This window comes from Kribbella sp. NPDC004536 (assembly GCF_042873835.1).
Lineage (GTDB): Bacteria > Actinomycetota > Actinomycetes > Propionibacteriales > Kribbellaceae > Kribbella.
The window spans coordinates 402261-426400 of sequence record NZ_JBIALY010000004.1 but is presented as its reverse complement, the minus strand read 5'-3'; the positions used below and the strand labels follow the sequence as shown (position 1 = coordinate 426400).

Annotated in this window: 21 protein-coding genes; 13 read left to right on the top strand and 8 right to left on the bottom strand. The window is 68.6% G+C overall.

Annotated elements, in window-relative coordinates; all coding sequences use genetic code 11:
- From ACFYRU_RS35245 to ACFYRU_RS35220, 6 genes are all read left to right on the top strand, one after another.
- Positions 1-2091 carry a DUF6351 family protein gene (locus ACFYRU_RS35245; RefSeq protein ID WP_387667095.1) on the top strand — a complete coding sequence of 697 codons (2091 nt, stop codon included), beginning with the start codon at positions 1-3 and terminating at the stop codon, positions 2089-2091.
- Positions 2092-2158: 67 nt separating this feature from the next.
- Entirely contained in the window at positions 2159-2968 is an 810-nt protein-coding gene (locus ACFYRU_RS35240) for an aminoglycoside adenylyltransferase domain-containing protein (protein WP_387667092.1), read from the top strand.
- A 116-nt stretch (positions 2969-3084) separates the two neighbouring features.
- On the top strand, positions 3085-4098 hold the full coding sequence (locus tag ACFYRU_RS35235) for an ABC transporter permease (protein ID WP_387667089.1): 1014 nt from the start codon (positions 3085-3087) through the stop codon (positions 4096-4098).
- Positions 4095-4994: a carbohydrate ABC transporter permease gene (locus ACFYRU_RS35230; protein ID WP_387667086.1), complete on the top strand. Its 900-nt coding sequence runs from the start codon at positions 4095-4097 to the stop codon at positions 4992-4994. The genes ACFYRU_RS35235 and ACFYRU_RS35230 overlap by 4 nt, the downstream gene beginning before the upstream one ends.
- Positions 4991-6592 (top strand): hypothetical protein, encoded by a 1602-nt coding sequence (locus ACFYRU_RS35225; protein WP_387667083.1) that lies wholly within the window; start codon positions 4991-4993, stop codon positions 6590-6592. Before ACFYRU_RS35230 ends, ACFYRU_RS35225 begins: the two co-directional genes overlap by 4 nt.
- A 108-nt stretch (positions 6593-6700) precedes the next feature.
- A complete protein-coding gene (locus ACFYRU_RS35220) occupies positions 6701-9202 on the top strand; it encodes a DEAD/DEAH box helicase (RefSeq protein WP_387667080.1) in 2502 nt (833 codons plus the stop codon).
- Here ACFYRU_RS35220 and ACFYRU_RS35215 read toward each other — a convergent pair.
- Positions 9189-10400, bottom strand: a complete 1212-nt coding sequence (locus tag ACFYRU_RS35215) for an MFS transporter (RefSeq protein ID WP_387667077.1) — start codon at positions 10398-10400, stop codon at positions 9189-9191. The genes ACFYRU_RS35220 and ACFYRU_RS35215 overlap by 14 nt on opposite strands.
- Positions 10401-10471: 71 nt before the next feature.
- On the opposite strand from ACFYRU_RS35215, the gene ACFYRU_RS35210 reads away from it, so the two are divergent.
- The gene (locus ACFYRU_RS35210; RefSeq protein ID WP_387667074.1) at positions 10472-11023 is read left to right on the top strand and encodes a CGNR zinc finger domain-containing protein; all 552 of its coding nucleotides are present in this window, start codon (positions 10472-10474) and stop codon (positions 11021-11023) included.
- A 4-nt stretch (positions 11024-11027) separates the two neighbouring features.
- Here ACFYRU_RS35210 and fabV read toward each other — a convergent pair whose 3' ends face one another.
- Together fabV and murA are read right to left on the bottom strand one after the other, a co-directional pair.
- Positions 11028-12194 carry an enoyl-[acyl-carrier-protein] reductase FabV gene (fabV, locus tag ACFYRU_RS35205; protein WP_387667071.1) on the bottom strand — a complete coding sequence of 389 codons (1167 nt, stop codon included), beginning with the start codon at positions 12192-12194 and terminating at the stop codon, positions 11028-11030.
- A 13-nt stretch (positions 12195-12207) separates the two neighbouring features.
- Positions 12208-13494 carry a UDP-N-acetylglucosamine 1-carboxyvinyltransferase gene (murA, locus tag ACFYRU_RS35200; protein WP_387667068.1) on the bottom strand — a complete coding sequence of 429 codons (1287 nt, stop codon included), beginning with the start codon at positions 13492-13494 and terminating at the stop codon, positions 12208-12210.
- Between the two features lie 49 nt (positions 13495-13543).
- Between murA and ACFYRU_RS35195 the strand changes: the two genes are divergently transcribed.
- A complete protein-coding gene (locus ACFYRU_RS35195) occupies positions 13544-14125 on the top strand; it encodes a cob(I)yrinic acid a,c-diamide adenosyltransferase (RefSeq protein ID WP_387667065.1) in 582 nt (193 codons plus the stop codon).
- On the opposite strand, the gene sppA is transcribed toward ACFYRU_RS35195, so the two are convergent.
- From sppA to ACFYRU_RS35180, 3 genes are read right to left on the bottom strand one after another with little or no spacing between them, the layout of a single operon-like run.
- Complete coding sequence (gene sppA, locus ACFYRU_RS35190) at positions 14122-15774, bottom strand: signal peptide peptidase SppA (protein ID WP_387667063.1); 1653 nt, start codon at positions 15772-15774, stop codon at positions 14122-14124. The two genes, ACFYRU_RS35195 and sppA, sit on opposite strands and share 4 nt — an antisense overlap.
- Before the next feature lie 32 nt (positions 15775-15806).
- Positions 15807-17189, bottom strand: a complete 1383-nt coding sequence (locus ACFYRU_RS35185; RefSeq protein WP_387667061.1) for a CU044_5270 family protein — start codon at positions 17187-17189, stop codon at positions 15807-15809.
- 36 nt (positions 17190-17225) lie between these two features.
- The gene (locus ACFYRU_RS35180) at positions 17226-17552 is read right to left on the bottom strand and encodes a hypothetical protein (RefSeq protein ID WP_387667058.1); all 327 of its coding nucleotides are present in this window, start codon (positions 17550-17552) and stop codon (positions 17226-17228) included.
- Positions 17553-17685: 133 nt separating this feature from the next.
- Here ACFYRU_RS35180 and ACFYRU_RS35175 point away from each other — a divergent pair, with 133 nt between their 5' ends.
- Genes ACFYRU_RS35175 through ACFYRU_RS35155 form a run of 5 tightly spaced genes read left to right on the top strand, consistent with a single transcriptional unit; the run spans position 17686 to position 22691 of the window.
- The gene (locus tag ACFYRU_RS35175) at positions 17686-18024 is read left to right on the top strand and encodes an STAS domain-containing protein (protein ID WP_387667056.1); all 339 of its coding nucleotides are present in this window, start codon (positions 17686-17688) and stop codon (positions 18022-18024) included.
- A gap of 18 nt (positions 18025-18042) precedes the next feature.
- Positions 18043-20067, top strand: a complete 2025-nt coding sequence (locus tag ACFYRU_RS35170; protein ID WP_387667053.1) for a protein meaA — start codon at positions 18043-18045, stop codon at positions 20065-20067.
- 20 nt (positions 20068-20087) lie between these two features.
- The gene (locus ACFYRU_RS35165; RefSeq protein WP_387667051.1) at positions 20088-20900 is read left to right on the top strand and encodes an aldo/keto reductase; all 813 of its coding nucleotides are present in this window, start codon (positions 20088-20090) and stop codon (positions 20898-20900) included.
- Between the two features lie 4 nt (positions 20901-20904).
- On the top strand, positions 20905-21879 hold the full coding sequence (locus tag ACFYRU_RS35160) for a Dyp-type peroxidase (protein WP_387667049.1): 975 nt from the start codon (positions 20905-20907) through the stop codon (positions 21877-21879).
- A complete protein-coding gene (locus ACFYRU_RS35155; protein WP_387667046.1) occupies positions 21876-22691 on the top strand; it encodes a family 1 encapsulin nanocompartment shell protein in 816 nt (271 codons plus the stop codon). Before ACFYRU_RS35160 ends, ACFYRU_RS35155 begins: the two co-directional genes overlap by 4 nt.
- Here ACFYRU_RS35155 and ACFYRU_RS35150 read toward each other — a convergent pair whose 3' ends face one another.
- Together ACFYRU_RS35150 and ACFYRU_RS35145 are read right to left on the bottom strand one after the other, a co-directional pair.
- A complete protein-coding gene (locus ACFYRU_RS35150) occupies positions 22692-23528 on the bottom strand; it encodes a hypothetical protein (RefSeq protein WP_387667044.1) in 837 nt (278 codons plus the stop codon).
- On the bottom strand, positions 23525-24124 hold the full coding sequence (locus ACFYRU_RS35145; RefSeq protein WP_387667041.1) for an RNA polymerase sigma factor: 600 nt from the start codon (positions 24122-24124) through the stop codon (positions 23525-23527). Before ACFYRU_RS35145 ends, ACFYRU_RS35150 begins: the two co-directional genes overlap by 4 nt.
- Between the last annotated feature and the right edge of the window lie 16 nt (positions 24125-24140).

Sequence of the window (24140 nt, the reverse complement as noted above, 5' to 3'; positions counted from 1 at the left end):
GTGATCCGACCAGTCCGCCTGATCGTCGCGTTGCTTGCCGGTGCGCTCGTCGTACCGCTGGTCCCGGCCGTCGCGTCCCGGGACCTGAAGCTGGAGATCCTGTCCGGTCGCCCGGACAAGGTCACCGGTGGCGACGCGCTGGTGCACGTCGCTTCGCCGGACGCGGACGTCAAGGTGACGTTGAACGGTCGCGACGTCTCGTCGGTGTTCGTTGCCGACGGCGACGGTCTGACCGGACTGGTCGGGAGCCTACGGTTGGGGACGAACGTAGTCCAGGCCTCTGCCCGCGGGCGCAGTACTACGCTGCACTTACGGAACTATCCGCGGGAAGGACCTGTCTTCTCAGGGCCGCACGAGCAGCCGTTCGTGTGCGAGACCGCGCAGTTCACGCTCCCGGTGATCGGCGGGACGCTCGGTGCGCCGCTGGATGCCGATTGCACCGTCAAGCCGAGGGTCGACTACTTCTACCGGACCACCGCGGGCGCCTACGCTCACTGGCCTGCGGGTACGAGGTCGTACCCGGCTGATCTTGCGAAGACTGACTCGGGTGATCCGTTCATTGTGCGGATGGAGACCGGGAGCGCTGACCGTGCCATCGTGCAGACGACCATGCTGCACGACCCGTTGCGCGAGGCGGCACCGACACCGACGCGGCGTTCGTCGAGCTGGAACGGGCGGGCGATCTTCACGCTCGGCGGCGGGTGTGCCGGTGGCTGGTACCGGTCCGGGACGACGACCGGCGGGGTGACGGACGCGTTCCTGCTCGGCCGGGGGTATGCGTTGATGTCGTCGTCGTTGAACGTGTTCGGGCAGAACTGCAACGACCTGACCGCGGCCGAGTCCGCGATGATGACGAAGGAGCTGTTCGTCGAGCACTACGGCCGGCCCGACTTCACGGTCGGCTTCGGGTGCTCGGGCGGGTCGTACCAGGCGCATCAGATCACCGACAACTACCCAGGGATCTTCGACGGGATCGTCGTCGGGTGCTCGTTCCCGGAGGTGGGTTTCGGCACGGTGTCGTTCATCAGCGACTCGTGGCTGCTGGACTCGTACTTCGGCCGGACAAGCATTGCCTGGACGCAGGAGCAGAAGCGGAAGGTGGCGGGCTTCCAGACCTATGCGACGCTGCCGAGTATGGCGGTCAGCGCGGGGCGGATCGATCCGCGGCGCAACTGCGACGTCATCCCGGCGGCCGAGCGCTACGACCCGGTTGCGAACCCCCGCGGCGTACGGTGCTCCGTCTTCGATCACGCGATCAACGTGTACGGCAGCGATCCGTCGACGGGATTCGTACGGCGACCGCTCGACAACGTCGGTGTGCAGTACGGGTTGAAGGTGCTCCGGGCCGGGGCGATCACGCCCGCGCAGTTCCTCGACCTGAACGCGTCGATCGGTGGGTTCGACGCGGACGCCAACCTGGTGCCTTCGCGGACCGTTGCGGATCCGCAGGCGGTACGGACCGCGTACCGGACCGGGCGGCTGACGAACGGTGGCGGTGGGCTGAAGGACGTCCCGATCATCGACTACCGGGCGTACTACGACACCCAGTCGTACGGCGACATCCACCTCCGGTACCACACGTTCTCGATGCGGGCGCGCCTGCTGAAGGCGAACGGCACGGCGGCCAACCAGGTGAGTTTGCTCGAGGACGCCCGCTACGGGTTGTTCTCGACTGCCAGCCCGTTGTTGCAACATGCCATAGACGAGATGGATCGTTGGTTGACCCAACTGACTGCGGACACGACGGCGCGGCCGCGGATCGCGAAGATCGTTGCCGCGCGGCCGGCCGGGTTGGTCGAGGGGTGCCGTGGTCCTTCCGGTTTCATCGCCCAACCGCTGGACCGAAACCCGTCGTCGGCGTGCGAGAAGCTCTATCCGTCGGCGTCGTTCCCGCGCGAGGTGGCCGGCGCGGGGGTCGCTGCGGACGTGATCAAGTGCAAGCTGCGCGCGCCGCTGCGTTCGGACTACCCGGGCTTCACCGACGCCGACTGGCGGCGGCTGCAGACGATCTTCCGTTCTGGCGTCTGCGACTGGTCGAAGCCGGGTGTCGGCCAGCAGCCGCTGGCAGGTACCTGGCTCGATCTGTCGTAGAGCACGAACAAATCGGGGGTCGGCGGCGTCGGTCTTGGTAAGTCGTTGCCGTTCCGAGGAGGGGCTTGTGGGTGTTCCGGCTCCTGTGCGGGAGTTGTGCGATCGGTATCTGTCGCTGGTCGAGCGGGAGTTGCCGCCGGACTTGCTGACCGGGCTCTACTTGCACGGTGGGCTGGCGTTCGGGGAGTGGGCGCCGCGACAGTCCGACGTCGATTTCCTGGCGACGGTGTCGCGACGACCGGACGCCGGGGAGGTGGAGATGTTGCGCGGCGTTCACGCGGAGCTCGCGGAGTTCTCCCCGGTTCGGTTCGACGGGCCGTACGTACTGGCCGACGACCTGGCGTGTGACCCGCGGACGTTACCGGAGACGCCGGAGGTGATCAACAGCGGGGAGCTGCTGGTTCATACCTCGGCGATGTGGATGGTGCTGTGGCACGAGCTGGCGCGCGGCGGGATCACGATCCGCGGCCCGGAGCTGTCGACGCTGAAGATATGGACGGACGAGCAGGCGCTGCGGGAGTACACCGTCGGCAACCTCGACACGTACTGGCGCCGCAACGCCGAGGGCCTGACCCGCGTGACCGTCGCGGACCTCCCGGCGAACGAGCGCGACTACATCCTCAGCCACTGCATCCTCGCCTCGGCCCGCCTGCACCACCTCCTCGCCACGGGCGACATGACCGCGAAATCACGCGCCGGCCGCTGGGGCCTCACGCACTACGCCCCCCGCTGGCATCGAGTCCTGACCGAAGGCCTCCACCTCCGCGACGCCGAAGGCACCTCGTCGTACGACGACGACACAGCCCTGCTCGCCGACGTCCGCGACTTCCTCGCCCACATCGTGGAAACCACCACCGGCAAGCCCGTCGTCACCTGAAACCTTCCGACACACCGATCGAAGCTGCGGGCGGGCTCCAGACGCGACACAGTCGGACACGGGAGAACGGAAAACGTTCTCCCATTCCGTGGGGGGGACGACCCTGGGAGTGTCGCGTGGCTCAAACAGACCGAATCCCCAGCCGACCGACCACGGCCGTGACGCCGACCGGATCCGGACCGCCGGGCGCCGTCACGGACGGTGGAGCGGCCGTCAAACCGTTGTCGTGGTGGGCGCGGGCCCGGCGGGACAAGGTGCTGCTGTTGATGGCGCTGCCCGGGCTCGTGCTGCTGCTGGCGTTCCACTACCTGCCGTTGCTCGGGAACCTGATCGCGTTCCAGGAGTACCTGCCGTTCGTACCGCTCGGACGCAGCGCCTGGGTCGGGCTGGACAACTTCGCGGTGATCTTCAACGGCGACGCCGAGTTCCTGAACGCACTCAAGAACACGCTGCTGATCACGATCGTCCAGGTGATCTTCGTGTTCCCGGCGCCGATCGCGCTCGCGTTGCTGCTGAACAGCCTGCTGTCCGAGCGGATCAAGCGCGTCGTGCAGTCGGTGCTGTACCTGCCGCACTTCCTGTCCTGGGTGATCGTGATCGCGATCTTCCAGCAGATCCTCGGCGGCAGCGGCCTGATCAACAACTTCCTCCGCTCGCACGGGATGGGCACGATCGACTTCCTCGGCAACCCGGACGGCTTCATCGCGCTGCTCACCAGCCAGGTGATCTGGAAGGACACCGGGTGGGGAACCATCCTGTTCCTCGCGGCCCTGACCCAGATCGACCCCGGGTTGTACGAGGCCGCACGGGTCGACGGCGCGTCCCGCTGGCGGCAACTGTGGCACGTCACCGTACCTGGGATCCGCGGGCTGATCATCCTGCTGCTGATCCTGCGCCTCGGTGACTCGCTGAGCGTCGGGTTCGAGCAGATCATCCTGCAGCAGAACCTGGTCGGACGGCCCGCGAGCGAGGTACTGGACACGTACGTCTACAACAACGGCGTACTGGCCGGCCAGTGGGGCGTGTCCGCCGCGGTCGGCCTGGTGAAGGGTCTGGTCGGCGTCGCCCTGGTGATCGGCGCCAACAAGATCGCCCACATCTTCGGTGAGGCGGGGGTGTACCAGAAATGAGTACGTTGGAGCAGAAAGGAATCTACGACGGACCGGCGATGCCGTCGCGGGTCCTCAAGGCCGTCGTCCTGGTGGTCTGCTGCGCGGTCGTCGTGGTCCCGTTCCTCGGCGTGGTCTCGACGAGTATCGCGAGCCAGCAGCACGTCACGAACTCCGGTGGGTTCGTGCTCTGGCCGGACGGGCTCAACTGGGACGCGTACAAGGCGATCTTCAACGGCGGCGTCGTCCAACGGGCCCTCGGGGTCAGCGTGCTGATCGCCGTCGGCGGCACGCTGGTGAGCCTCGCCGGGTCGACGATGCTCGCGTACGCGCTCAGCCGGCGCGGCTCGTTCGGGCAGCGGCCGATCCTGCTGATCGTGCTGTTCAGCCTGCTGTTCAGCCCGGGGCTGATCCCGAACTACCTGGTGGTGAAGGAGTTCGGGCTGCTCGACTCGCTGCTCGCGCTGATCCTGCCGACCGCGATCAGCGGCTTCAACGTGATCGTGCTGCGCTCGTTCTTCATGGGCATCCCGGACTCGGTGCTCGACTCCGCGCGCGTCGACGGCGCCGGCGACTTCCGGATCTTCTGGTCGATCGTGCTGCCGCTGTCCAAGGCAGTACTCGCCGTCGTCGGGCTGTTCTACGCGGTCGGGTACTGGAACGCGTTCTTCAACGCGATGCTCTACATCAACGACACGGCGAAATGGCCGTTGCAGCTGGTCCTTCGGACGTACGTCATCAACAACACCGAGCTGAGCAGCGGGGACCTCGGTGGCGCGGCGGCCGACCAGCTGCCGCCGCAGGAGTCGATCCAGATGGCGATCCTGGTGGTGTCGCTGGTGCCGATCCTGATCGTGTACCCGTTCCTGCAACGGCACTTCGCCAAGGGCATGATGACCGGGGCGGTGAAGGGATGACGCTGCGGCGAAGGACGTTCCTGGCCGGATCGGTCGCGCTCGGGCTGACCGGATGCTCGACGGTGACCCGGTCCACCGACATCGCGGCGTTGAACAAGCCGGTCGCGCTGCCGACGTACAAACGGTTCGACGGGCCGAAGCCGGACCTGCCGCGCAGCCATCCGCTGATGCCGGACTGCTTCTACCGGTTCCCGGAGCATCCGGCGAAGGTGACGCAGGGCGCGCCGGGGGACGGGCAGGTGGTGACCGGGACGACGCTGACGTCGAACCCGATCCCGCCGACCGCCGACCGGAACCCGTACTGGCAGGAGCTGAACCGGCGGCTCGGGGCTCCGCTCGAACTGAACATCACCGCCGCTGCGGACTACCCGAACAAGTTCGCCACGTCGGTCGCCGGTGACACGCTGGGGGATCTGTTCAACGTGGACGGCGGGTTCGCGTACCTGCCGCAGTTCCTGGAGGCGCGGGCGCAGGACCTGACCGAGTACCTGTCCGGCGACGCGATCCTCGAGTACCCGTTCCTGGCGAACGCGCCGCAGGCGTCATGGCGCGGGTGTGTGTTCTCCGGCGGTATCCGCGCCGTACCGATCCAGCGCGGCATCATGTCGTCGAACACGCTGCTCGCCCGGCAGGACCTGCTGGACAAGCTCGGGGTCGAACTCGGGTCGCCGACCGTCGACGAACTGCAGAAGGTGGCCAAGGCCGTCACCGACGAGAAGTTGAACCGGTGGGGGTTCGCGGTACCGCCGACCGCGGCGGTCAGCGCGATGCTTGGCCTGCCCAACGGTTGGGAGGTGCGCGACGGGAAGCTGGTGCACAGCCGGGAACTTCCCGAGCACAAGGAGATGCTGGCGATCACCCGGCAGATGGTGAAGGACGGGACGATCCATCCGGACGGAGTCGCGAAGCCGAACCAGAAGGTGTGGTTCACGCAGGGCTCGGCGGTGATGACGCAGGACACGTACTCGTCCATCCAGAGCTTCTACCGCCGCGCGACGGACGACTCCTTCAGCATCTCGATCCCGGTGCCGCGCGCTTCCGACGGGAAGGTCGGCCGGGTGCTGCTCGGCTCGCCGAACAACTCGATCGCCGCGATCCGCCCCGGTCCACCGGCGCGGATCAAGACGCTGCTCCGGGTGCTGAACTGGTGCGCGGCGCCGTTCGGGACCGAGGAGTACCTGTTCCGGAAGTTCGGGTTGCCTGGTCGGCACTACACGCTCAACGGCACCGACCCGGTGCTCACCAAGGACGGCGGCAGCGAGGTCTGTCTGGGCGAGTTCCCCATCCAGTACCTCGCCGACGGCCCGTACCCGGCCTACTTCCCCGGCCACCCGGAGGCCGTCGACACCGCGTACAACCACTTCAAAGCCGTACTCCCCACCGCGATCACGTCGCCGACGTACGGCCTCTACTCACCCACCCAGTCCACCAAGGGCAAGATCCTCGACACCCGAATGGACTCCCTCACCAAGGACATCCAACTAGGCCGAGCCGACCTCAACTCCTGGGACGAAGCCGTAACCAACTACCGAAAATCCGGCGCCGACGCCATCCGCGCCGAACTGGAACAAGCCCTGACAATCAAGGGCGAGAAGTAACAGCCGACGCGCCTACCCCGGACCGCGGGCCGGGGTAGGCGCTGGACGGCCGGGCATGCGGGACCCGGGGGAGTTGGTGGGTTGGGAGTTCAGGGACAATGTGTAGTGATGACGCTTACTGAGAAACTTCCGGGGACTGCTGAGCCTGATGCGTTGTTCGACGTGTTTCAGGGGTGGGTGGGGGAGCGGGGGATCTCGTTGTACCCGGCTCAGGAGGAGGCGTTGATCGAGGTGATGACGGGGTCGAACGTGATCCTGTCGACGCCTACCGGGTCCGGGAAGAGCCTGGTGGCGACGGGGGCGCACTTCGCGGCGCTCGCGCACGGGCAGCGGACGTTCTACACGGCGCCGATCAAGGCGTTGGTGTCGGAGAAGTTCTTCGCGTTGTGTGACGTCTTCGGGGCGGACAAGGTCGGGATGCTGACCGGTGACGCCGCGGTGAACGCGGGTGCGCCGATCATCTGTTGTACGGCGGAGGTCCTCGCGAACATCGCGCTCCGTGAGGGGCCGGACGCGGACGTCGGCCAGGTGGTGATGGACGAGTTCCACTTCTACTCCGAGCCGGACCGCGGCTGGGCGTGGCAGGTGCCGTTGCTGGAGCTGCCGAAGGCGCAGTTCGTCCTGATGTCCGCGACCCTCGGCGACGTCGAGCGGTTCAAGATCGACCTGTCGAGAAGGACGGGCCGCCCGACCGCGATCGTCGCGTCCGGTGAGCGCCCGGTGCCGCTGATCTACAAGTACGTCACCACGGCTCTGCACGAGACCCTCGAAGAGCTGCTGACCACGCACCAGGCCCCCGTGTACGTCGTCCACTTCACCCAGGCGGCCGCACTGGAACGCGCGCAGGCGCTGATGAGCATCAACGTCTCCTCGAAGGAGGAGAAGGAGAAGATCAACGAGCTGATCGGGAACTTCCGGTTCAGCAAGGGCTTCGGGCGGACGCTGCAGCGGCTGGTGAAGCACGGGATCGGCGTCCACCACGCCGGCATGCTCCCGAAGTACCGCCGGCTGGTCGAGCAGCTCGCGCAAGCCGGTCTGCTGAAGGTGATCTGCGGTACGGACACCCTCGGCGTCGGCATCAACGTCCCGATTCGTACCGTCGTACTCACCGCGCTCAGCAAGTACGACGGCCGCCGCCAGCGGATCCTGAAGGCGCGCGAGTTCCACCAGATCGCGGGCCGCGCCGGCCGGGCCGGGTACGACACCTCCGGCACCGTCGTCGTCCAGGCCCCGGACCACGTCGTCGAGAACGTGAAGGCCTTGGCCAAGGCCGGCGACGACCCGAAGAAGCAGCGCAAGGTCCAGCGGAAGAAGCCGCCGGAGGGGTTCGTCACCTGGGGCGAGGACACGTTCGACCGGCTGGTCGCGGCCGAGCCGGAGGCGCTGCAGTCCCGGATGCGGGTCAGCCACGCGATGCTGCTGAACGTGATCGCCCGGGACGGCAACGCGTTCGCGAGCATGCGGCACCTGCTCCGCGACAACCACGAGGACTCCCGCGCGCAGGTCCGGCTGATCCGCCGCGCGATCCAGATCTACCGCACGCTGGTCACCGCGGGTGTCGTCGAACGCCTCGACGAGCCGGACGAGAACGGCCGCCTGCTCCGGTTGACCGTCGACCTGCAGAAGGACTTCAGCCTCAACCAGCCGCTGTCCACGTTCGCGCTGGCCGCGCTCGACCTGCTGGATCCGGCCGATCCGACGTACGCGCTCGACGTCGTCTCGATCATCGAGGCCACGCTGGAGGACCCGCGGGCGGTGCTGTGGGCGCAGGAGCACCACGCCAAGGGCGAGGCCGTGAACGCGATGAAGGCCCAGGGCATCGAGTACGACGAACGGATGGAGCTGCTCGAGGACGTCAGCTGGCCGAAGCCGCTCCAGGAGTTGCTCGAGGCAACGTTCGAGATGTACCGGCAGACGCATCCGTGGATCGCCGACACCGGGCTGTCCCCGAAGGCCGTGGTCCGGGACATGTTCGAGCGGGCGATGACGTTCGGCGAGTTCATCGGGTTCTACGGACTCGCGCGCTCGGAGGGCGTCGTCCTGCGGTACCTGAGCGACGCGTACAAGGCGCTGCGGCAGACCGTACCGCCGGACAAGGTGGACGACGACCTCGCCGACCTGATCGAGTGGCTCGGCGAGGTGGTACGCCAGACCGACTCGAGCCTGCTCGACGAGTGGGAGGAGCTGACCAACCCGGCCGAGGAAGCCGCGGTCGCGCCGACACCGGCCGGGCCGCGCCGGATCACCTTGAACACAAGGGCTTTCCGGGTCCTCGTCCGCAACGCGATGTTCCGCCGTGTCGAGCTACTCGCCCTGCACCGGTGGGCCGAGCTGGGCCAACTGGACGGCGAAGCCGGCTGGGACGCGGGCCGCTGGGCCGAGGCCGGTACGGCGTACTACGCCGAACACGATGTCGTCGGCACCGGCCCCGAGGCCCGCGGTCCCGCGCTGTTCCTGGTCGAGGAGCACCCGGGCTACTGGGAGGTCCAGCAGATCATCGACGACCCCGAGGGCAACCACGACTGGCGCATCACCGCAACGGTCGACCTGGCCGCCTCCGACGAAGCGGCCGAACTCGTCCTCGAACTGGTCTCGTTCAAGCCGCTGTAGCGACCGGCGTCTCCAGCGTCCGGACCTCGCGGGTGAACATCGGTACGGCGGACAGCGCCATGCCGATGGTGCCGACGGCAACGGCCGTGGTGGTGCCGAACGTACTCCCGAGAACCCCGCCGGCCGCGGCGCCGACCGGAAGCACGCCGAAGGTGAAAGTGCGGTAGGCACCGTTGCTGCGGGCAAGCGTCGCGCGCGGGATCAGCAGTTGCCGGATCGTCACCGACAGGACGTTCGCGCTGCCGAGGCCGATCCCCGCGAGGAACTGCACGCCCCCGAGCAGCAGGCCGTACTCGAGACCGCGGCCCGGCAGGAACGCCAGCAGGAGCGGGAGTCCGGTCGACAGGACGAGCGCCGAACCGAACGCGCGCCCGTACCCGAGTCGCCCGGCGACCCGCAGACCGAGCATCGCGCCGGCGAACGCACCGGCGCCGCCCGCACTGAGCGCGACGCCGTAGCCGCCGGCGGAGAGCCCGCGCTCCTTCACGGCGAGGACGACCAGGTTGACGACCAGGATCTGTGCCGCGGCGTTGTAGAGCGCCGCGTGCGCGGTCAGAGCCCGGAGGAACGGGCTGACCTTGATCTGCCGAACGCCCTCCCACAGACCCGGGCGCTGGGTGGTGGCCTGGGGCGTCGGCTCCGCACGGCGCGCCGATCCGACGCCGAACGCGCTGGCCAGGTACGAGACAGCGTCCACCAGTAGCGCGACAGCCGGTCCGAGCAACTGGACGAGTAGACCGGACAGTCCGGGACCTCCCACCTGCGCGGCGGTCGACGAGCCTTGCAGCGCACGGTTGGCGCGCGGCAGGTCCTGCTCGGGCACGAAGTCAGGCAGGTAGGCGAACGACGCGATGTCGAACACCACGCTCGCGGCGCCGACCAGGAACGCCACAACCACCAGCAGCGGCAGCGAGAGTTGGCCGGCGAACCAGGCGATCGGAACGACGGCCAGAACCGCGGCGCGGAAGACGTCGGTGGCGACCATGACGCCGCGTTTGCGGCGGCGTTCCAGCCAATGCCCAGCCAGCAGCGGCAGCGCCGCGCTGGGCAGGTAGCTCGCCGTCGCGATCGCGCTCACGCCTGCGGCGCCGGCGTCCAGTGTCAGGGCTGCGGTCAGTGGGAGCGCGACCGCGGTCACCTGCGTACCGATCGCGGACACCGACTGACCGGCCCAGAACCGCTTGAAGTCACCATCCACCGTTACCGGTACTCCTGTCTGATCTAGTAACTGTTACCAGATGATGCCCTATGAGGGGTAACGTGGCAATCGTGATTCAGCCAGGCGAGCGCACCCCGGCGCCGGAGCCGCTCGTCCTCGTCCAGGACCTGGTCAACACCGTCGACCTGGAAGCGGAGCGGGAGCTGCTCGCGCGCCCCGCGGACCTGAGCACGTTCTGCGCCGACCACGGGCTGCCCGGCCTGCACTTCGATGCGGCCGGGCTCGACCAGGTGCTGACGGTGCGCGAGGCGATGCGCGATGTCTGCCAGGCGCATGCCGGTGTCGACGTACCGCGTGAATCGCTCGCGACCCTCGAACGGCTGCTGGCGGATGCGCCGCTGGCGTTGGCGATGTCAGCCGACGGCGGTGTGGCGATCCGGCCGGCCGCGGGACTCCGCGACGTACCGGCCTTGGTCGCCCGGATCGCGGCGGACATCGCCACGGCCTCGGCGGACGGTACGTGGCCGCGTCTGAAGGCGTGCGCCGCCGACACCTGCCGTTGGGTGTACTACGACCGCAGTCCGGCGGGCCGCAGTCGGTGGTGCACGATGTCGATCTGCGGTGCCCGCAACAAGATGCGCAAGTACCGCGCGCGGGATTAGCAGGTCAGGCAGGCCACTCCACGTCGACCTCGGTCTCCGCGTCGTAGTCCACGGCCGGTACGTCGAAGCCGTACAGCCGGCGTACTTCGGCCAGGAACCAGGCGGCGTCCGCGACCTCGGCGATGTTGCCATGGGTCGCGGACTGCCACTGGGCGCGTACGGCGTTCTGCACGTCGTCGTTCAGCTCCCAGCGGTCGAGCCGGATCCGGCCCTCGTCGTCCAGGTCGGGCGATGCTTCGCCGGTGAGCTGTTCCCACAGCGCGATCGACTGCTGCACAGGCGTCTGCAGACCGGTGACCTTGTGGAGCAGGCTGACGTACAGGCCGATACCGGGGATCGCGGACGACGCCTGGGTGACGGCCGCGCCGTTGACCGAGGTCATCGCGGCGACCCCGTCCGCGGCCAGCTTCAGCGCGGTCTGCTCCAGATCCGCCTTGGCCGCGCCGATCGAACCCTGGCGGTAGAGCGGGCCGGTCAGTTCGGAGCCGATGTAGGTGAGGGCGACCGTGTTGAACGCGGGCCCGAGCAGGTCGCGGTCCTGCAGTGCGGTGATCCAGCGCGCCCAGTCCTCGCCGCCCATCACCTTCACGGTCTGCGCGATCTCGTCGTCGGTCGCGACCTCGATCCCGACCTCCTGCAGCACCGGCGTGCCGTCGTCGAACGCGAGGCTCTTCGTGGTGTGCGGGGCACCGATCGCCTTCAGCACCGATTGGTACGTCTCGCCGTTGCGCGGGTCCGTACGACGGGGAGCGGCGACGCTGTAGATCAGGTGGTCGAGCTTGCCGAGTTTTTCCGAGACCAGGTCGAGCACCTCGTCCTTGGTGGTGTCCGCGAAGGCGTCCGCGTTCACGAACGTCCACGACCGGCCGAGCTCCGCGGCGAGTGCGGCGGTCTCGGCGGTGCGGTACCAGCCGGCGGTCGCCGTACGACGGGCCGTGGCCGCCTTCTCGAAGCAGATGCCGATCCCGTCGACCCCGAACCGCGCGAGCGCCGCGATCGTGGTCGCGAGCCCGTACCCGGAACTCGACCCGATCACCAACGCCGTACGCCGCTCGGCCGGTCGCGCGTCGACCTCGGCAGCCATGTCCCGCACCACCCGCGCACACCCCGCGGGATGCGAGTCCAGGAACAAGAATCCCCGCCCAACCGGCTTCACCACGCGCTCAGTCATGCGGGCGAGCCTATTAGCTCCAGTACATCTCCGCATCGTCAGGTTCCACGACGACGTCGGCGCCGAGGCGGCGGAGGTTGCCGGCGAAATCGGTGTAGCCGCGGTGTACGTGGTGGGCGGCCGAGACCAAGGTCTCACCCTCCGCGGCGAGACCGGCCAGGACGAGCGCCGCACCCGCGCGGATGTCGGAGGCGACGACCGGCGCACCGGACAGCCGCGGTACGCCGCGGACGACCGCGTGATGCCCGTCGGTCTGGATCTGCGCGCCGAGCCGGGTGAGCTCTTGTGCGAACGTGAACCGGCCCTCGAACAGGTTCTCGGTCACCATCGCGGCGCCGTCACTCAATGCGTTCAAGGCGATCACGAACGCCTGCAGGTCGGTCGCGAATCCCGGGTACGGCAGCGTGACCACGTCGACCGGCTTCGGCCGGTCGTGCATCCGGACCCGGAAGCCCGGGTTCAGCACGGTGATCTCCGCGCCCGCCTTGTGCAGCTTGTCGAGCGGCAGCTCCAGGTGCTCGGCGTGCCCGTTGCTGATCGTGACGTCACCCTTGGTGATCGCGGCCGCGAACGCCCAACTGCCGGACACGATCCGGTCCGGCACGACCACGTGGTCGACCGGGTTGAGCAGGCCGTCGACGCCGGTGATCTCGATCCGCGGCGACCCGGCGCCGTCGATCATCGCGCCCATCTCGACCAGCATCGCGGCGATGTCCTGGATCTCCGGTTCGCGGGCGGCGTTCTCGATGATCGTCGTACCCTTCGCGAGCACCGCGGCCATCATGATCGTCTCGGTCGCGCCGACACTCGGGAAGTCCAGCCAGACCTCGGCGCCGTGCAGGCCCTGCGGTGCCTCGGCGATCACGAAGCCGTGTTCGATGTGCACCTTCGCGCCCATCGCCTCCAGGCCGGCGACGTGCATGTTCAGCCCGCGGGACCCGATGTTGTCGCCGCCGGGCAGCGCCACCTCCGCCTGACCGCAGCGGCCCAGCAGCGGTCCGAGCACCGAGATCGACGCCCGGAGCTTGCGGACCAGTTCGTAGTCGCACTGGTGCCCGATGCTTCCGGGCACCGCGATCGTCGCGATCCCGAGCTCGCCGTCGACCTTCACCGAGCAACCGAGCGTGTCCAGCAGTTGCGCCATGAACGTGACGTCGAGAATGCCCGGCACCTGCCGCAGCGTCGTCGTACCCTCCGCCAGCAGCGCTGCCGCCATCAGCTTGAGCACACTGTTCTTCGCCCCGGCCACCTCGACAGCGCCGTCGAGCCGTGCCTCACCCGCGATCCGAAACCGTTCCACCGGTCGACTGTAGCGTTTGAGCGGATCCGGCTTTGCGTAGAGTCCTGGCATGGCTGTGAACTTGACGCGGATCTACACCCGCACCGGTGACGCCGGCGAGACCCGCCTCGGCGACAACTCCACGACGTCGAAGACCGATCCGCGGCTGGCCGCGTACGGCGAGGTCGACGAGGCGAACTCGGCGATCGGAGTGGCGATCGCGGCCGGGCACCTGAACAGCGCGATCGCGGTACTGCTGACCCGGATCCAGAACGACCTGTTCGACGTCGGCGCGGACCTGTGCAACCCGATCACGCCCGATCCGGAGTACCCGCCGCTGCGGATCACCCAGGAGTACGTCGACCGGCTCGAAGGCTGGTGCGACGAGTACAACAATCGTTTGACCAAGCTCCGCTCGTTCATCCTCCCGGGCGGCACGGAGGGCGCCGCGTATCTGAACGTCGCCCGCGCGGTCGTCCGGCGCGCGGAGCGGGCCGGCTGGGCCGCGGTCGAGGCGCACGGCCCGTCGGTCAACCTGCTCGCAATCACGTACCTGAACCGCTTGTCCGACCTGCTGTTCATCCTCGGCCGCGTCGCCAACCTCTCCTCCGGCGGCGACGTCCTCTGGGTACCCGGCGGCGAACGCGACTAGCTGATTTCCCAACTGAAGGGCATCCGCAATACTCCCGCGGGCGGCAGGCCCAGGGCGCTGTAGAGACCGGTGGTCAGGCCGTCGAGTGTGAGTGGTACGGCGCTGACTGCCAGATCATCGGTCGTTGTCGGCGCCTTGAGCTGGCTGAGCAGGTTGCGGTGCGGTGCGGAGGTCACGGCGATCTCGTCGCGGTCCAGACCGGCCCGGTTGCACGCCAGCGTCAGCGCGTGCTGGAAACCGCCCAGTTCGTCGATCAGCTTGTGGCTGTGCGCGTCCGCACCGGTCCAGACCCGTCCGCGAGCCAGTGATTCCAGCCGATCCTCCGGAAGACCCCTGTCCTGGGCGGCCTTCGCGACGAAGTCCTTGTAGATGCGGTCGAGTATTTCCTCCAGCCGCGCCCACTGCTCGTCGGTGAACTCCTCCTGCGCCGAGAACATCTCCGCGTTCGCCCCCTCGGACACGGCCTCGCGGGAGATCCCGATGCGACCCAGTGCATCGCGTACGACGCCCTTGCCGGTCAGCACACCGATGGAGCCGGTGATGGTGCCTGGCTGCGCCACGATGACGTCAGCGGGCATCGCAACGAAGTACCCACCTGAGGCCGCGACTCCACCCATCGACGCGATCACGGGACGTCCGGTGGAGCGCAGTCGCAGTACCTCGTTGCGGATGGCGTCTGAGGCGACGTACGAACCACCTGGGCTGTCTACGCGCAGCACTACCGCCTTGACGTGGTCGTTGGCAGCGACAGCACGCAAAGCGGCGCCCACGGTGTCAGAGCCGGAGCCAGGTCCACCCATGGGGCTGTTGGAGTTGCGGCCGACAGAGATACCGCCCGTCACGCGTACCACTGCCACCAGTGGCTTCTGCGGCCAGGGCAGCGTCTTGCGTACCTCGTCCAGCGTCCGCGGTCCACGGCGGATGTACCGCTCCGCCAGCAGCCTGTCGTCGTACTGCAGCTGCTTCTCGAGCTCGTCGTACACGTCCGACCGGTAGCCGAGCCGATCCACCAGACCGGCATCAAGACCCGCCTGCGCGGCGAGCGGCGCGCTGTCCACGAGCTCCCGTACGCGTGCCGTGTCCAGTCGACGCCGTACGGCGATGCCCTCGACGATCTGCTCGTACGCCGACTCCGCCAGCCGCGACGCCATCTCGCGGGCGGGCGCGGTCATCTCCCGCTCCGTGAACGTGTCGGCGGCCGTCTTGTACTCACGCCGCTTCCCGAACTGCGGGATCACCCCGGCCTTGTCGAGTGCACCGCGAATGAAGACGGCCTGTACGGTCACACCGGTGATCGCGAGGTCGCCGGACGGCTGTACCCAGATCTCGTCGAACGCTGTCGCCAGGTAGTACGGAACCGTGCCCTGGCCGCTCTCCCCGAACGACTCGGTCCACGCCACCGCGGGCTTCCCCGACGTACGGAAGTCCGCGACGGCCTCGCGCAGCTCCTGCACCTGCGCGAGCGACAACCGGGGACCGCCGACGTGCGCGACGACCCCGACCACACTGTCGTCGCGGGCGCCCTTCCGCAGCGCGGCCACCAGCTCCCGCAGCGTCGGCAGATGCCGCGCCCGGAACGCCGCAATCGGTGAAGCGGGCGGCGTCTCGAGTACACCGCGGGTCAAGTCGAGCTCAAGCAGAGTCCCCATACTCCCGACCCTAGACCCCGACCGAAGCCGGACTAACGGATGTGGGTCGACGGCGGCGTCGGCCTGTCGTCGGTCCACCCGGATTCGAGCACCACGGTCGACCCGGACTTCAGACCGTGGACCGTGGAGCTGAGGAGCCGGCCGCTGGTCGGGTCGATGACGTACGTCGTCGCCATGGCGAACCTCGTAGTCCGGGGCTGCGTGAGGCTCACCTCGATGCCCGTCCGGCCGATCGGGTCCTTTACTCCGGTGCGGATGCGGGTGCCGGGGAGCGCGGCCAGGACGCGGAGCGCGGCTCCGCGGAGCTTGGGCGGTGACGGCATCTCGAACAGCAGACGTCCGGCAGCGGAGAACACCGCGTAGTCCTGCTCGTCCGCACTCAGCCCTGGCGTCAGGAGGGCCTTGCGAAGAGCTGCGGGGTCAGTAGGCAGCGCAGCGATCTGCTTGGCGCTCAGTGGTTTCTCACCGGTCAGGTAGTACCCAGGCGGTACGTCGCGGAACGACATCTTGTTCACGACCGGTTCCGGGTGGTCCAGGTCGACCCAGCCGAACCACGAGGCAACCCCTGCCTTCATCGGCATCCAGCTCTCGATGATGGTTCGCCGTGCGTACTTCCCCGTCGTCACCTGGAGGCTCCGCACCCGGAAGTACGTACCGGACACCTTCTCGTCCTTCTCCTGCTGGACCGCGAGCGCGATCAACACCTCAGCAGCCGTCCTGACTCGAGGAGCAGTAGTCGTGGTCGGACCAGCCGGCACAGCGTCATCGTGTCCCACCAACAGCGCACCCCCAAGCCCAGTCACGGCCACCAAGGCAGTAGCTGTTGTAATCGCCGTACCGAGTGATGCGCGGACGGCTCGTCTTGCGCGGGACAGGCGGGAGCATACGGTTCCGTAGGCGATTCCGAGTGCTGCGGCGACCTCGGCATACGTCAGCTGGCCGAGTGCCACCAGGAGCAACACCTCCCGGTCCTTGGCGTTCAACGAAGCGAGTGCGGCGGCCAGTTCGCGGGACGCGCCCTGCGCGGTCACTTGTGCGGCGACGCGGTCTTCGTGCGGACCGGCCGGTATCGGTGCCGGGAGCTTCGCCATGGCCCGCAACGCGCGCACTTCGTCCCGCCGGTGCCGCCGGATCAGGTTGGTCGCGATGCCGTACAGCCACGCCCGGACCACCCCGTGCCGGTGGTCGAACCGCTCCCGCTGCCGGAATGCGATCAGGAACGTTTCCGCCGCCAGGTCGTCCGCTACGTCGGGCCCGAGCCGCCGGGCGACGTAGCCGTGCACCTGATCGAAGTACTTGTCGAAGACGGCCGAGAAGCGCTCGGGGTCGTGCGCCGACGCCTCCAGTGCGCGGGCGTCCTCGTCGGCCGGGACGACAGCTTGCGACGGAAAGGCCAGACCGGCTTCGGGCGTCATGGTGAGATGACGCCTGAGACCGCTCTCAGGTGTACATCAGGAGTGATCGAGCAGACCGCGGGCGGCGGCCTCGTCCCGCGGCCAGACGTAGACCGTCCAACCTTCGGTGGTGCGGGCCGCGGTCGCCTTGATCCCGAAGTCCTTCAGCCGCGCGACCAGCACCCGGGCCTCGTTGTAGTTCGGGACGGTGCGGATGTCGGTGAGCAGGCCGAACGAGTCCCGCTCGGCGGGGGTCTGGTCGACCCGGCGGACCAGCGACCCGCCCTTGGCCTTCGAGAACGCCCAGCGGCACAGCAGCACCATCACGCCGGCCAGGGCGATGGCCACCACCGGGAACAGGAAGTAATCCTCGGCGAACACCATCACATTGTCTCGCGAATCAAAAGATCGTGAGAGGTTGGCAACCTTCCGTGTCTTCGGGGAGTCTTTACGAACACAAGCGCTGTCACGCGGCCGATGGAACTCGGGGGCCGCCGGAAGAGCGGAGGGCACGCACATGCTCGAGCTTGCTGACAACACTGACCACTCGAACAACCCGGACAACGTCGTGCATCTGACCGGGATCCTGGACGTCCGATCCGTGGGTGACGTCCGTCAAACCCTCAACCACTTGATCGACACCTCGACCGGCGACGTGATCGTCGACCTCGAGGAGGTCGATGCGGTCGACGCGACCGGCCTCGGCCTGCTGGTCGCGACCCACCGCCGCACCCAGCTCCTCGGCCGCCAACTGGTCCTCTGGCACCCGATGCCGTCGGTGATCAGAATCCTCGCCGTCACCCGCCTGCACCGCGTCCTGAACGTCGAACGGACACCGTTGCCGATCAGCGCCTGACTGTGATGTAGGCCCCTCGTGACACCAGTCACGAGGGGGCGACTCACAAGGGAACACAGTCCTACTCTCGGGTACATGGATCGACCCTGGGTGATGCGGACGTACGCGGGCCACTCCTCCGCGGCCGAGTCCAACGCGCTGTTCCGGCGGAACCTCGCGAAGGGGCAGACCGGGCTGTCGGTCGCCTTCGACCTGCCCACGCAGACCGGGTACGACGCGGACCACGCGCTCGCGAAGGGCGAGGTCGGGAAGGTCGGCGTACCGGTCGCGCACCTGGGCGACGTACGGGCGCTGTTCGACCAGATCCCGCTGGCGCAGATGAACACGTCGATGACGATCAACGCCACCGCGATGTGGCTGCTCGCGCTGTACCAGGTCGCCGCGCAGGAGCAGGGCGCGCTGCCGGACGAGCTGACCGGTACGACGCAGAACGACATCGTCAAGGAGTACCTGTCCCGCGGGACGTACGCGTTCCCGCCGGACGCCTCGCTGCGGCTGACCACCGACGTGATCGCGTACACGGTCGCGAACATGCCGAAGTGGAACCCGATCAACATCTGCAGCTACCACCTGCAGGAGGCCGGCGCGACGCCCGTACAGGAGCTGGCGTTCGCGTTGTCGACGGCGATCGCGGTGCTGGACCGGGTCCGCGACGGCGGGCAGGTTCCGCCGGAGCGGTTCGGGGACGTCGTGCAGCGGATCTCGTTCTTCGTCAACGCCGGTGTGCGGTTCGTCGAGGAGACGTGCAAGATGCGCGCCTTCGTCCGCCTCTGGGACCAGTTGACGCTGGAGCGGTACGGCGTGGCGGATGCGAAGGCGCGCCGGCTGCGGTACGGCGTCCAGGTGAACTCGCTCGGGCTGACCGAGGCGCAGCCGGAGAACAACGTGCAGCGGATCGTGCTGGAGATGCTCGGCGTGACGCTGTCGAAGAACGCACGGGCGCGGGCGGTCCAGCTGCCGGCCTGGAACGAGGCGCTCGGGCTGCCGCGGCCGTGGGACCAGCAGTGGTCGCTGCGGATGCAGCAGGTGCTGGCGTACGAGTCCGACCTGCTGGAGTACGACGACATCTTCGACGGTTCGCACGTGATCGAGGCGAAGGTCGACGAACTGGTCGCCGGCGCGCAGGAGGAGATCGATCGCGTGCAGGCGATGGGCGGCGCGGTCGCCGCGGTCGAGAGCGGGTACCTGAAGCAGGCGCTGGTCGCCTCGCACGCGGAACGCCGGCAGCGGATCGAGTCCGGCGAGCAGATCGTCGTCGGCGTGAACAAGTTCGAGAACACCGAGCCGTCGCCGCTGACCGCCGACCTGGACACCGCGATCCAGACCGTCGACCCGGCCGCCGAGTCGGCCGCGCTCGAGTCCCTGCGGAAGTGGCGCGCTACTCGGGATGCGGCCGCTGTGGACAACGCCCTGGCCAAGCTCCGGGCGGCCGCGAAGACGACCGACAACCTGATGCCGGTCACGCTCGAATGCGCCCGCGCCGGCGTGACGACGGGGGAGTGGGCCGGAGTACTGCGGGAGATGTACGGCGAGTACCGCGCACCGACAGGCGTCTCCGGATCCGTCGGGGTGTCCGGCGGCGGCGCGGCGATTGCCGCGGTGCGGGAGAAGGTCGGCGCGACGTCGGCGGAGTTGGGCGGGCGGTTGCGTTTCCTGGTCGGCAAGCCCGGGCTGGACGGTCACTCGAACGGCGCCGAGCAGGTCGCGGTCCGCGCTCGTGACGTCGGCTTCGAGGTGATCTACCAGGGCATCCGCCTGACGCCTGAGCAGATCGTCGCCGCCGCGGTCGCCGAGGACGTCCACTGCGTCGGCCTGTCGATCCTGTCCGGCTCACACATGGAACTGGTCCCGCAGGTGGTCGAGGGGCTCCGCGAAGCCGGCCTCGAAGACGTGCCCGTCGTCGTCGGCGGCATCGTCCCCGAGGCGGACGCCACCGCCCTTCGTGCGGCCGGCGTAGCCGCGATCTACACCCCGAAGGACTACGACCTGACCGGCATGATGTCCGACGTCGTCGACGTGATCCGCCACGCCAACAAGTTGTAGGGCGTGGTAGAACCGGGTTCATGACCACGCGCACGCTGTCGAACGGAACTGAGTTGCCTGTGCTGGGCCTGGGGGTCTGGCAGGCCCGGGACGGGGTCGAGACCGAGCGGGCGGTGGCCTGGGCGCTCGAGGCCGGGTACCGGCTGATCGACACCGCGCAGGCGTACCGCAACGAGGCCAGCGTCGGGAAGGCGATTCGCGAGAGCGGGATCCCGCGCGCGGAGATCTTCCTGACCACGAAGTTCTACCCGGGCGGGAAGGACCCGCGGGCCGAGGCGGAGAAGAGCCTGGAGCGGCTCGGCACCGAGTACCTCGACCTGTACCTGATCCACTGGCCGCAGGGCGGGCCGACCTGGGCCTGGCCGGGGATGGAGGCCGCCGTCGACGGCGGTCTGACCAAGGGCATCGGCATCTCGAACTTCAGCGCCGGCGAGCTCGCCGAGCTGGGCAAGACGGCCCGGATCCAGCCGGTCGTGAACCAGGTCCAGTTCAGCCCGTTCGAGTACCGGGCCGGCCTCGTCGACGCCTGCGAGGCGGCCGGCGTCGTCGTCCAGGCGTACAGCCCGCTCGGCACCGGCAAGCACCTCGACGGCCCGGTCCTCAGCCGGATCGCGCAGGCCACCGGCCACACGCCGGCGCAGGTGCTGATCCGCTGGGCGGTCCAGAAGGGTCTGTCGGTGATCCCGAAGTCGGTTCACCAGGACCGGATCGTGGAGAACTTCGACGTCTTCGACTTCGAACTCGACGACGCCGCGATGGCCGACCTGGACGCCCTCGACACCACCGGCCGGACCGCCGACGCGCTCTCGGCGAGCGGCAAGTGGTGGTCGTAACCACATGACCCAGGACGTACTGCGGGAGCCCGCGAAGGCGGCGATCTTCCTGGTGGTAGACGTACGTCCCGGTTCCGAGGACACCGCGCGGGACCTGCTCGCGGACCTGGCCGGCCTGACCCGAGCGGTCGGGTTCCGCGCACCGGACGACCAACTCAGCTGCGTCGTCGGCATCGGCGCGTCGATGTGGCGACGGCTGTACCAGCTCCCGCCGCCGCGTGACCTGCACCCGTTCCGTGGGCTGTCCGGCGCGCGGCACACCGCCCCGGCGACGCACGGCGACCTGCTCTTCCACCTCCGCGCCCGCCGCCTCGACCTGTGCTTCGAACTCGAGCGCCAGGTGATGCGCCGGCTCGCCGGTCACGTCAAGGTGCTCGACGAGGTGCAGGGCTTCAAGTACTTCGACGAGCGCGACCTGCTCGGCTTCGTCGACGGGACCGAGAACCCGGACGGCGCCGCGGCGACGGCGGCGATCACGGTCGGCGCCGAGGATCCGGCGTACGCCGGGGGCAGCTACGTGATCGTCCAGAAGTACCTGCACGACCTGGACGCCTGGCAGGCGCTCCCGGTCGCCGAGCAGGAGCGCGTGATCGGCCGGTCGAAACTCGACGACATCGAGCTGACCGATCAGCCGGTGAACTCGCACGTCGCAGTGAACACGATCGTCGACCCGGACGGCACCGAGCGGCAGATCGTCCGGGACAACATGGTCTTCGGCTCACCGGGTGCGGCCGAGTTCGGTACGTACTTCATCGGGTACGCCGCTACGCCGTCGGTGATCGAGCGGATGCTGCAGCGGATGTTCGTCGGCGACCCGCCCGGCAACCACGACCGGATCCTTGACTTCTCGACCGCGGTCACGGGCAGTCTGTTCTTCGTACCGACCGCGGAGTTCCTCGAAGCACCCAGCACCCGGGGCCCGGCGTCCAGTCCGGACGGCTCGCTCGGGATCGGCAGTCTGAGAAGGAGTCGTAGATGACGAACAACCTGCACCGCGAGCTCGCCCCGGTCTCGGACGCCGCCTGGGGCGAGATCGAGGAGGAGGCCCGGCGGACCTTCACCCGCGACATCGCCGGCCGCCGCGTGGTCGACCTGGTCGGCCCGGCCGGACCCGGCCTGTCCTCGGTCGGTACCGGCCACACCGAGCCGGTCGAGGCGCTGGGCCGGTCATTGGGTGCCGGGGTGCAGGCGCTCCGGCGGCAGTCGCAGCCGATCATCGAGCTGCGGGTCCCGTTCACCGTGACCCGGCAGGCCGTCGACGACGTGGAGCGCGGCGCGAAGGACTCCGACTGGCAGCCGGTGAAGGACGCGGCCAAGCAGATCGCGTACGCCGAGGACCACCTGGTCTTCCACGGCTCCGACGCGGCAGGCATCCTCGGACTCGCCCCGAGTACGTCCAACGACGTACTGACGCTGCCCGGTGAGGCGAGGGACCTGCCGGACACGGTGGCGAAGGCATTGCAGGCCCTCCGGCTGGCTGGGGTCAACGGGCCGTACAGCCTGCTGTTGTCAGCCGACGCGTACACGGCCGTGGCTGAGACCACTGATCACGGCTACCCGATCCGCGACCACCTGTCCCGGCTGATCGGCGACGGCGAGATCATCTGGGCTCCTGCGCTCGAGGGCGCGTTGCTGGTGTCCACCCGTGGCGGTGACTACGAGCTGCATCTCGGCCAGGACCTGTCCATCGGATACCTGTCGCACGACGCCGACAACGTCACGCTGTACCTGCAGGAGTCGCTGACCTTCCTCGCCCTCACCGCGGAGTCCAGCGTCGTACTGCGGCCCTGATCAGTTCGGTCCGTAGTTCCAGACGTAGGACTTGCGGCAGGTCTTCGGGTCCGGGTGCGGGTTGTCGCTCTGGTAGAGCACGAGCTTGCCGGTCGGGCTGATGTAGCACGTGTTGCTCAGCGCGCGGGCCTCGCCGTCGGTCCGCGGGCTCGTGTAGACCAGCTTGCCCGCTGCGTCGTACCCACGCACGACGTAGACGCGCCGGGTGCTGTCGGTGTGCGGGCCGCGGAGCCGGACGTACGGTACGGCGGTGTAGAAGTAGCCGTTCCGCAGTACCGCCTCGACCGGCTCGCGGTTGCCGACGGCAACGGTGATGCGCTTGATCTGCGTGGCGTACGCGCCGGCACCGATGCCGCGCAGCTCGATCGCCCGGTAGAGGTCCTGGTTGCGGCCCTGCGGGAAGCTGGAGTTCAGGTTGCCCTTGGCATCGAACCCGCAGGGCATCCACTGTCCGACGGTGTGGACGACCACCCAGGTGGTGGTGAACGCGTCGGTCGCGGAGAACCGGAAGCCGTCGACGACCTCGTAGCGCTGCAGCTTGCCGGGCGGGAAGTTCATCTGCAGCATGCAGCGCCTGCCGAACCGGGCCTTGTCCGCGGCGTTCAGCGGCTCGACGGTCTGCTTCGGCTGGGTTGCCGGCGCCGGGGCATTGTCGTGCCGCAGCGACGGAATCCCGAAGGCGAGCCCGGCAGTGACGGCAAGCACGGCCGCGGCGGCCAGCAGCGGTACGACCCGGCTGCGCGGGTTGTGGCCGGCCTCGTGCGCGACGATCGCGGTGAGCTCGGCCCGCTGTCGTTCCCGGGTTTCCGGGCGCAGGTCTGGTGGAGAGGTGATCATGCCGGTGACTCCAGGGTGGTGAGAAGGTTCAGCTCACGCAGGTGCTTGCGGGCTCGGGACAGCCGGGACTTGACGGTGCCGAGCGGTACATCCAGTGCTACCGCCGCGGCCTGCTGGTCGAGACCGGCCCAGATGCACAGCTCGACGATCTCGCGTTCGTGTTTCGGGAGCCGTTTCAGCGACTCCCGCGCCCGCTGCAGCCGTCCGTCGTCGTCGATCCGCCCGGCGACCTCGTCCGCGTGGTCGCGGACGTTGCCGGCCAGTACGTGCGCGGCCGCGACCGCCCGGCGGTACCGGAGCTTGGCGCGCCACTCGTTGCGCGCGGTGTAGTCGGCCGCCCGCAGCAGCCACGGGAGTGCCGAGTCGCGATCGAGTACGACGTCGGCCCGCCGGCGCCACGCGTGCAGGAACACCGTCGACGTGAGGTCCTCGGCATCGCTCCAGGACCCGGTCCGCCGGTACAGGAACGAGTACACCGCCTGCGCATGCCGGTCGTACAACGCCCCGAACGCCTCGGCGTCCCCCGCGGTCGCCTGCTCCCACAACGACCCGTCCGACACCCTCGACGTCACCTCGACAACCCGCAGGCCGTTCATGGACTGCTCCGCATGC

Excerpts from the sequence above, each read along its gene's own strand:
- ACFYRU_RS35230 (WP_387667086.1), top strand. The coding sequence starts at position 4,095 with ATGAGTACGTTGGAGCAGAAAGGAATCTACGACGGACCGGCGATGCCG.
- ACFYRU_RS35225 (WP_387667083.1), top strand. The coding sequence starts at position 4,991 with ATGACGCTGCGGCGAAGGACGTTCCTGGCCGGATCGGTCGCGCTCGGG.
- ACFYRU_RS35220 (WP_387667080.1), top strand. The coding sequence starts at position 6,701 with ATGACGCTTACTGAGAAACTTCCGGGGACTGCTGAGCCTGATGCGTTG.
- fabV (WP_387667071.1), bottom strand. The coding sequence starts at position 12,194 with ATGACTGAGCGCGTGGTGAAGCCGGTTGGGCGGGGATTCTTGTTCCTG.
- ACFYRU_RS35195 (WP_387667065.1), top strand. The coding sequence starts at position 13,544 with ATGGCTGTGAACTTGACGCGGATCTACACCCGCACCGGTGACGCCGGC.
- sppA (WP_387667063.1), bottom strand. The coding sequence starts at position 15,774 with ATGGGGACTCTGCTTGAGCTCGACTTGACCCGCGGTGTACTCGAGACG.
- ACFYRU_RS35185 (WP_387667061.1), bottom strand. The coding sequence starts at position 17,189 with ATGACGCCCGAAGCCGGTCTGGCCTTTCCGTCGCAAGCTGTCGTCCCG.
- ACFYRU_RS35180 (WP_387667058.1), bottom strand. The coding sequence starts at position 17,552 with ATGGTGTTCGCCGAGGATTACTTCCTGTTCCCGGTGGTGGCCATCGCC.
- ACFYRU_RS35175 (WP_387667056.1), top strand. The coding sequence starts at position 17,686 with ATGCTCGAGCTTGCTGACAACACTGACCACTCGAACAACCCGGACAAC.
- ACFYRU_RS35165 (WP_387667051.1), top strand. The coding sequence starts at position 20,088 with ATGACCACGCGCACGCTGTCGAACGGAACTGAGTTGCCTGTGCTGGGC.
- ACFYRU_RS35160 (WP_387667049.1), top strand. The coding sequence starts at position 20,905 with ATGACCCAGGACGTACTGCGGGAGCCCGCGAAGGCGGCGATCTTCCTG.
- ACFYRU_RS35155 (WP_387667046.1), top strand. The coding sequence starts at position 21,876 with ATGACGAACAACCTGCACCGCGAGCTCGCCCCGGTCTCGGACGCCGCC.
- ACFYRU_RS35150 (WP_387667044.1), bottom strand. The coding sequence starts at position 23,528 with ATGATCACCTCTCCACCAGACCTGCGCCCGGAAACCCGGGAACGACAG.
- ACFYRU_RS35145 (WP_387667041.1), bottom strand. The coding sequence starts at position 24,124 with ATGAACGGCCTGCGGGTTGTCGAGGTGACGTCGAGGGTGTCGGACGGG.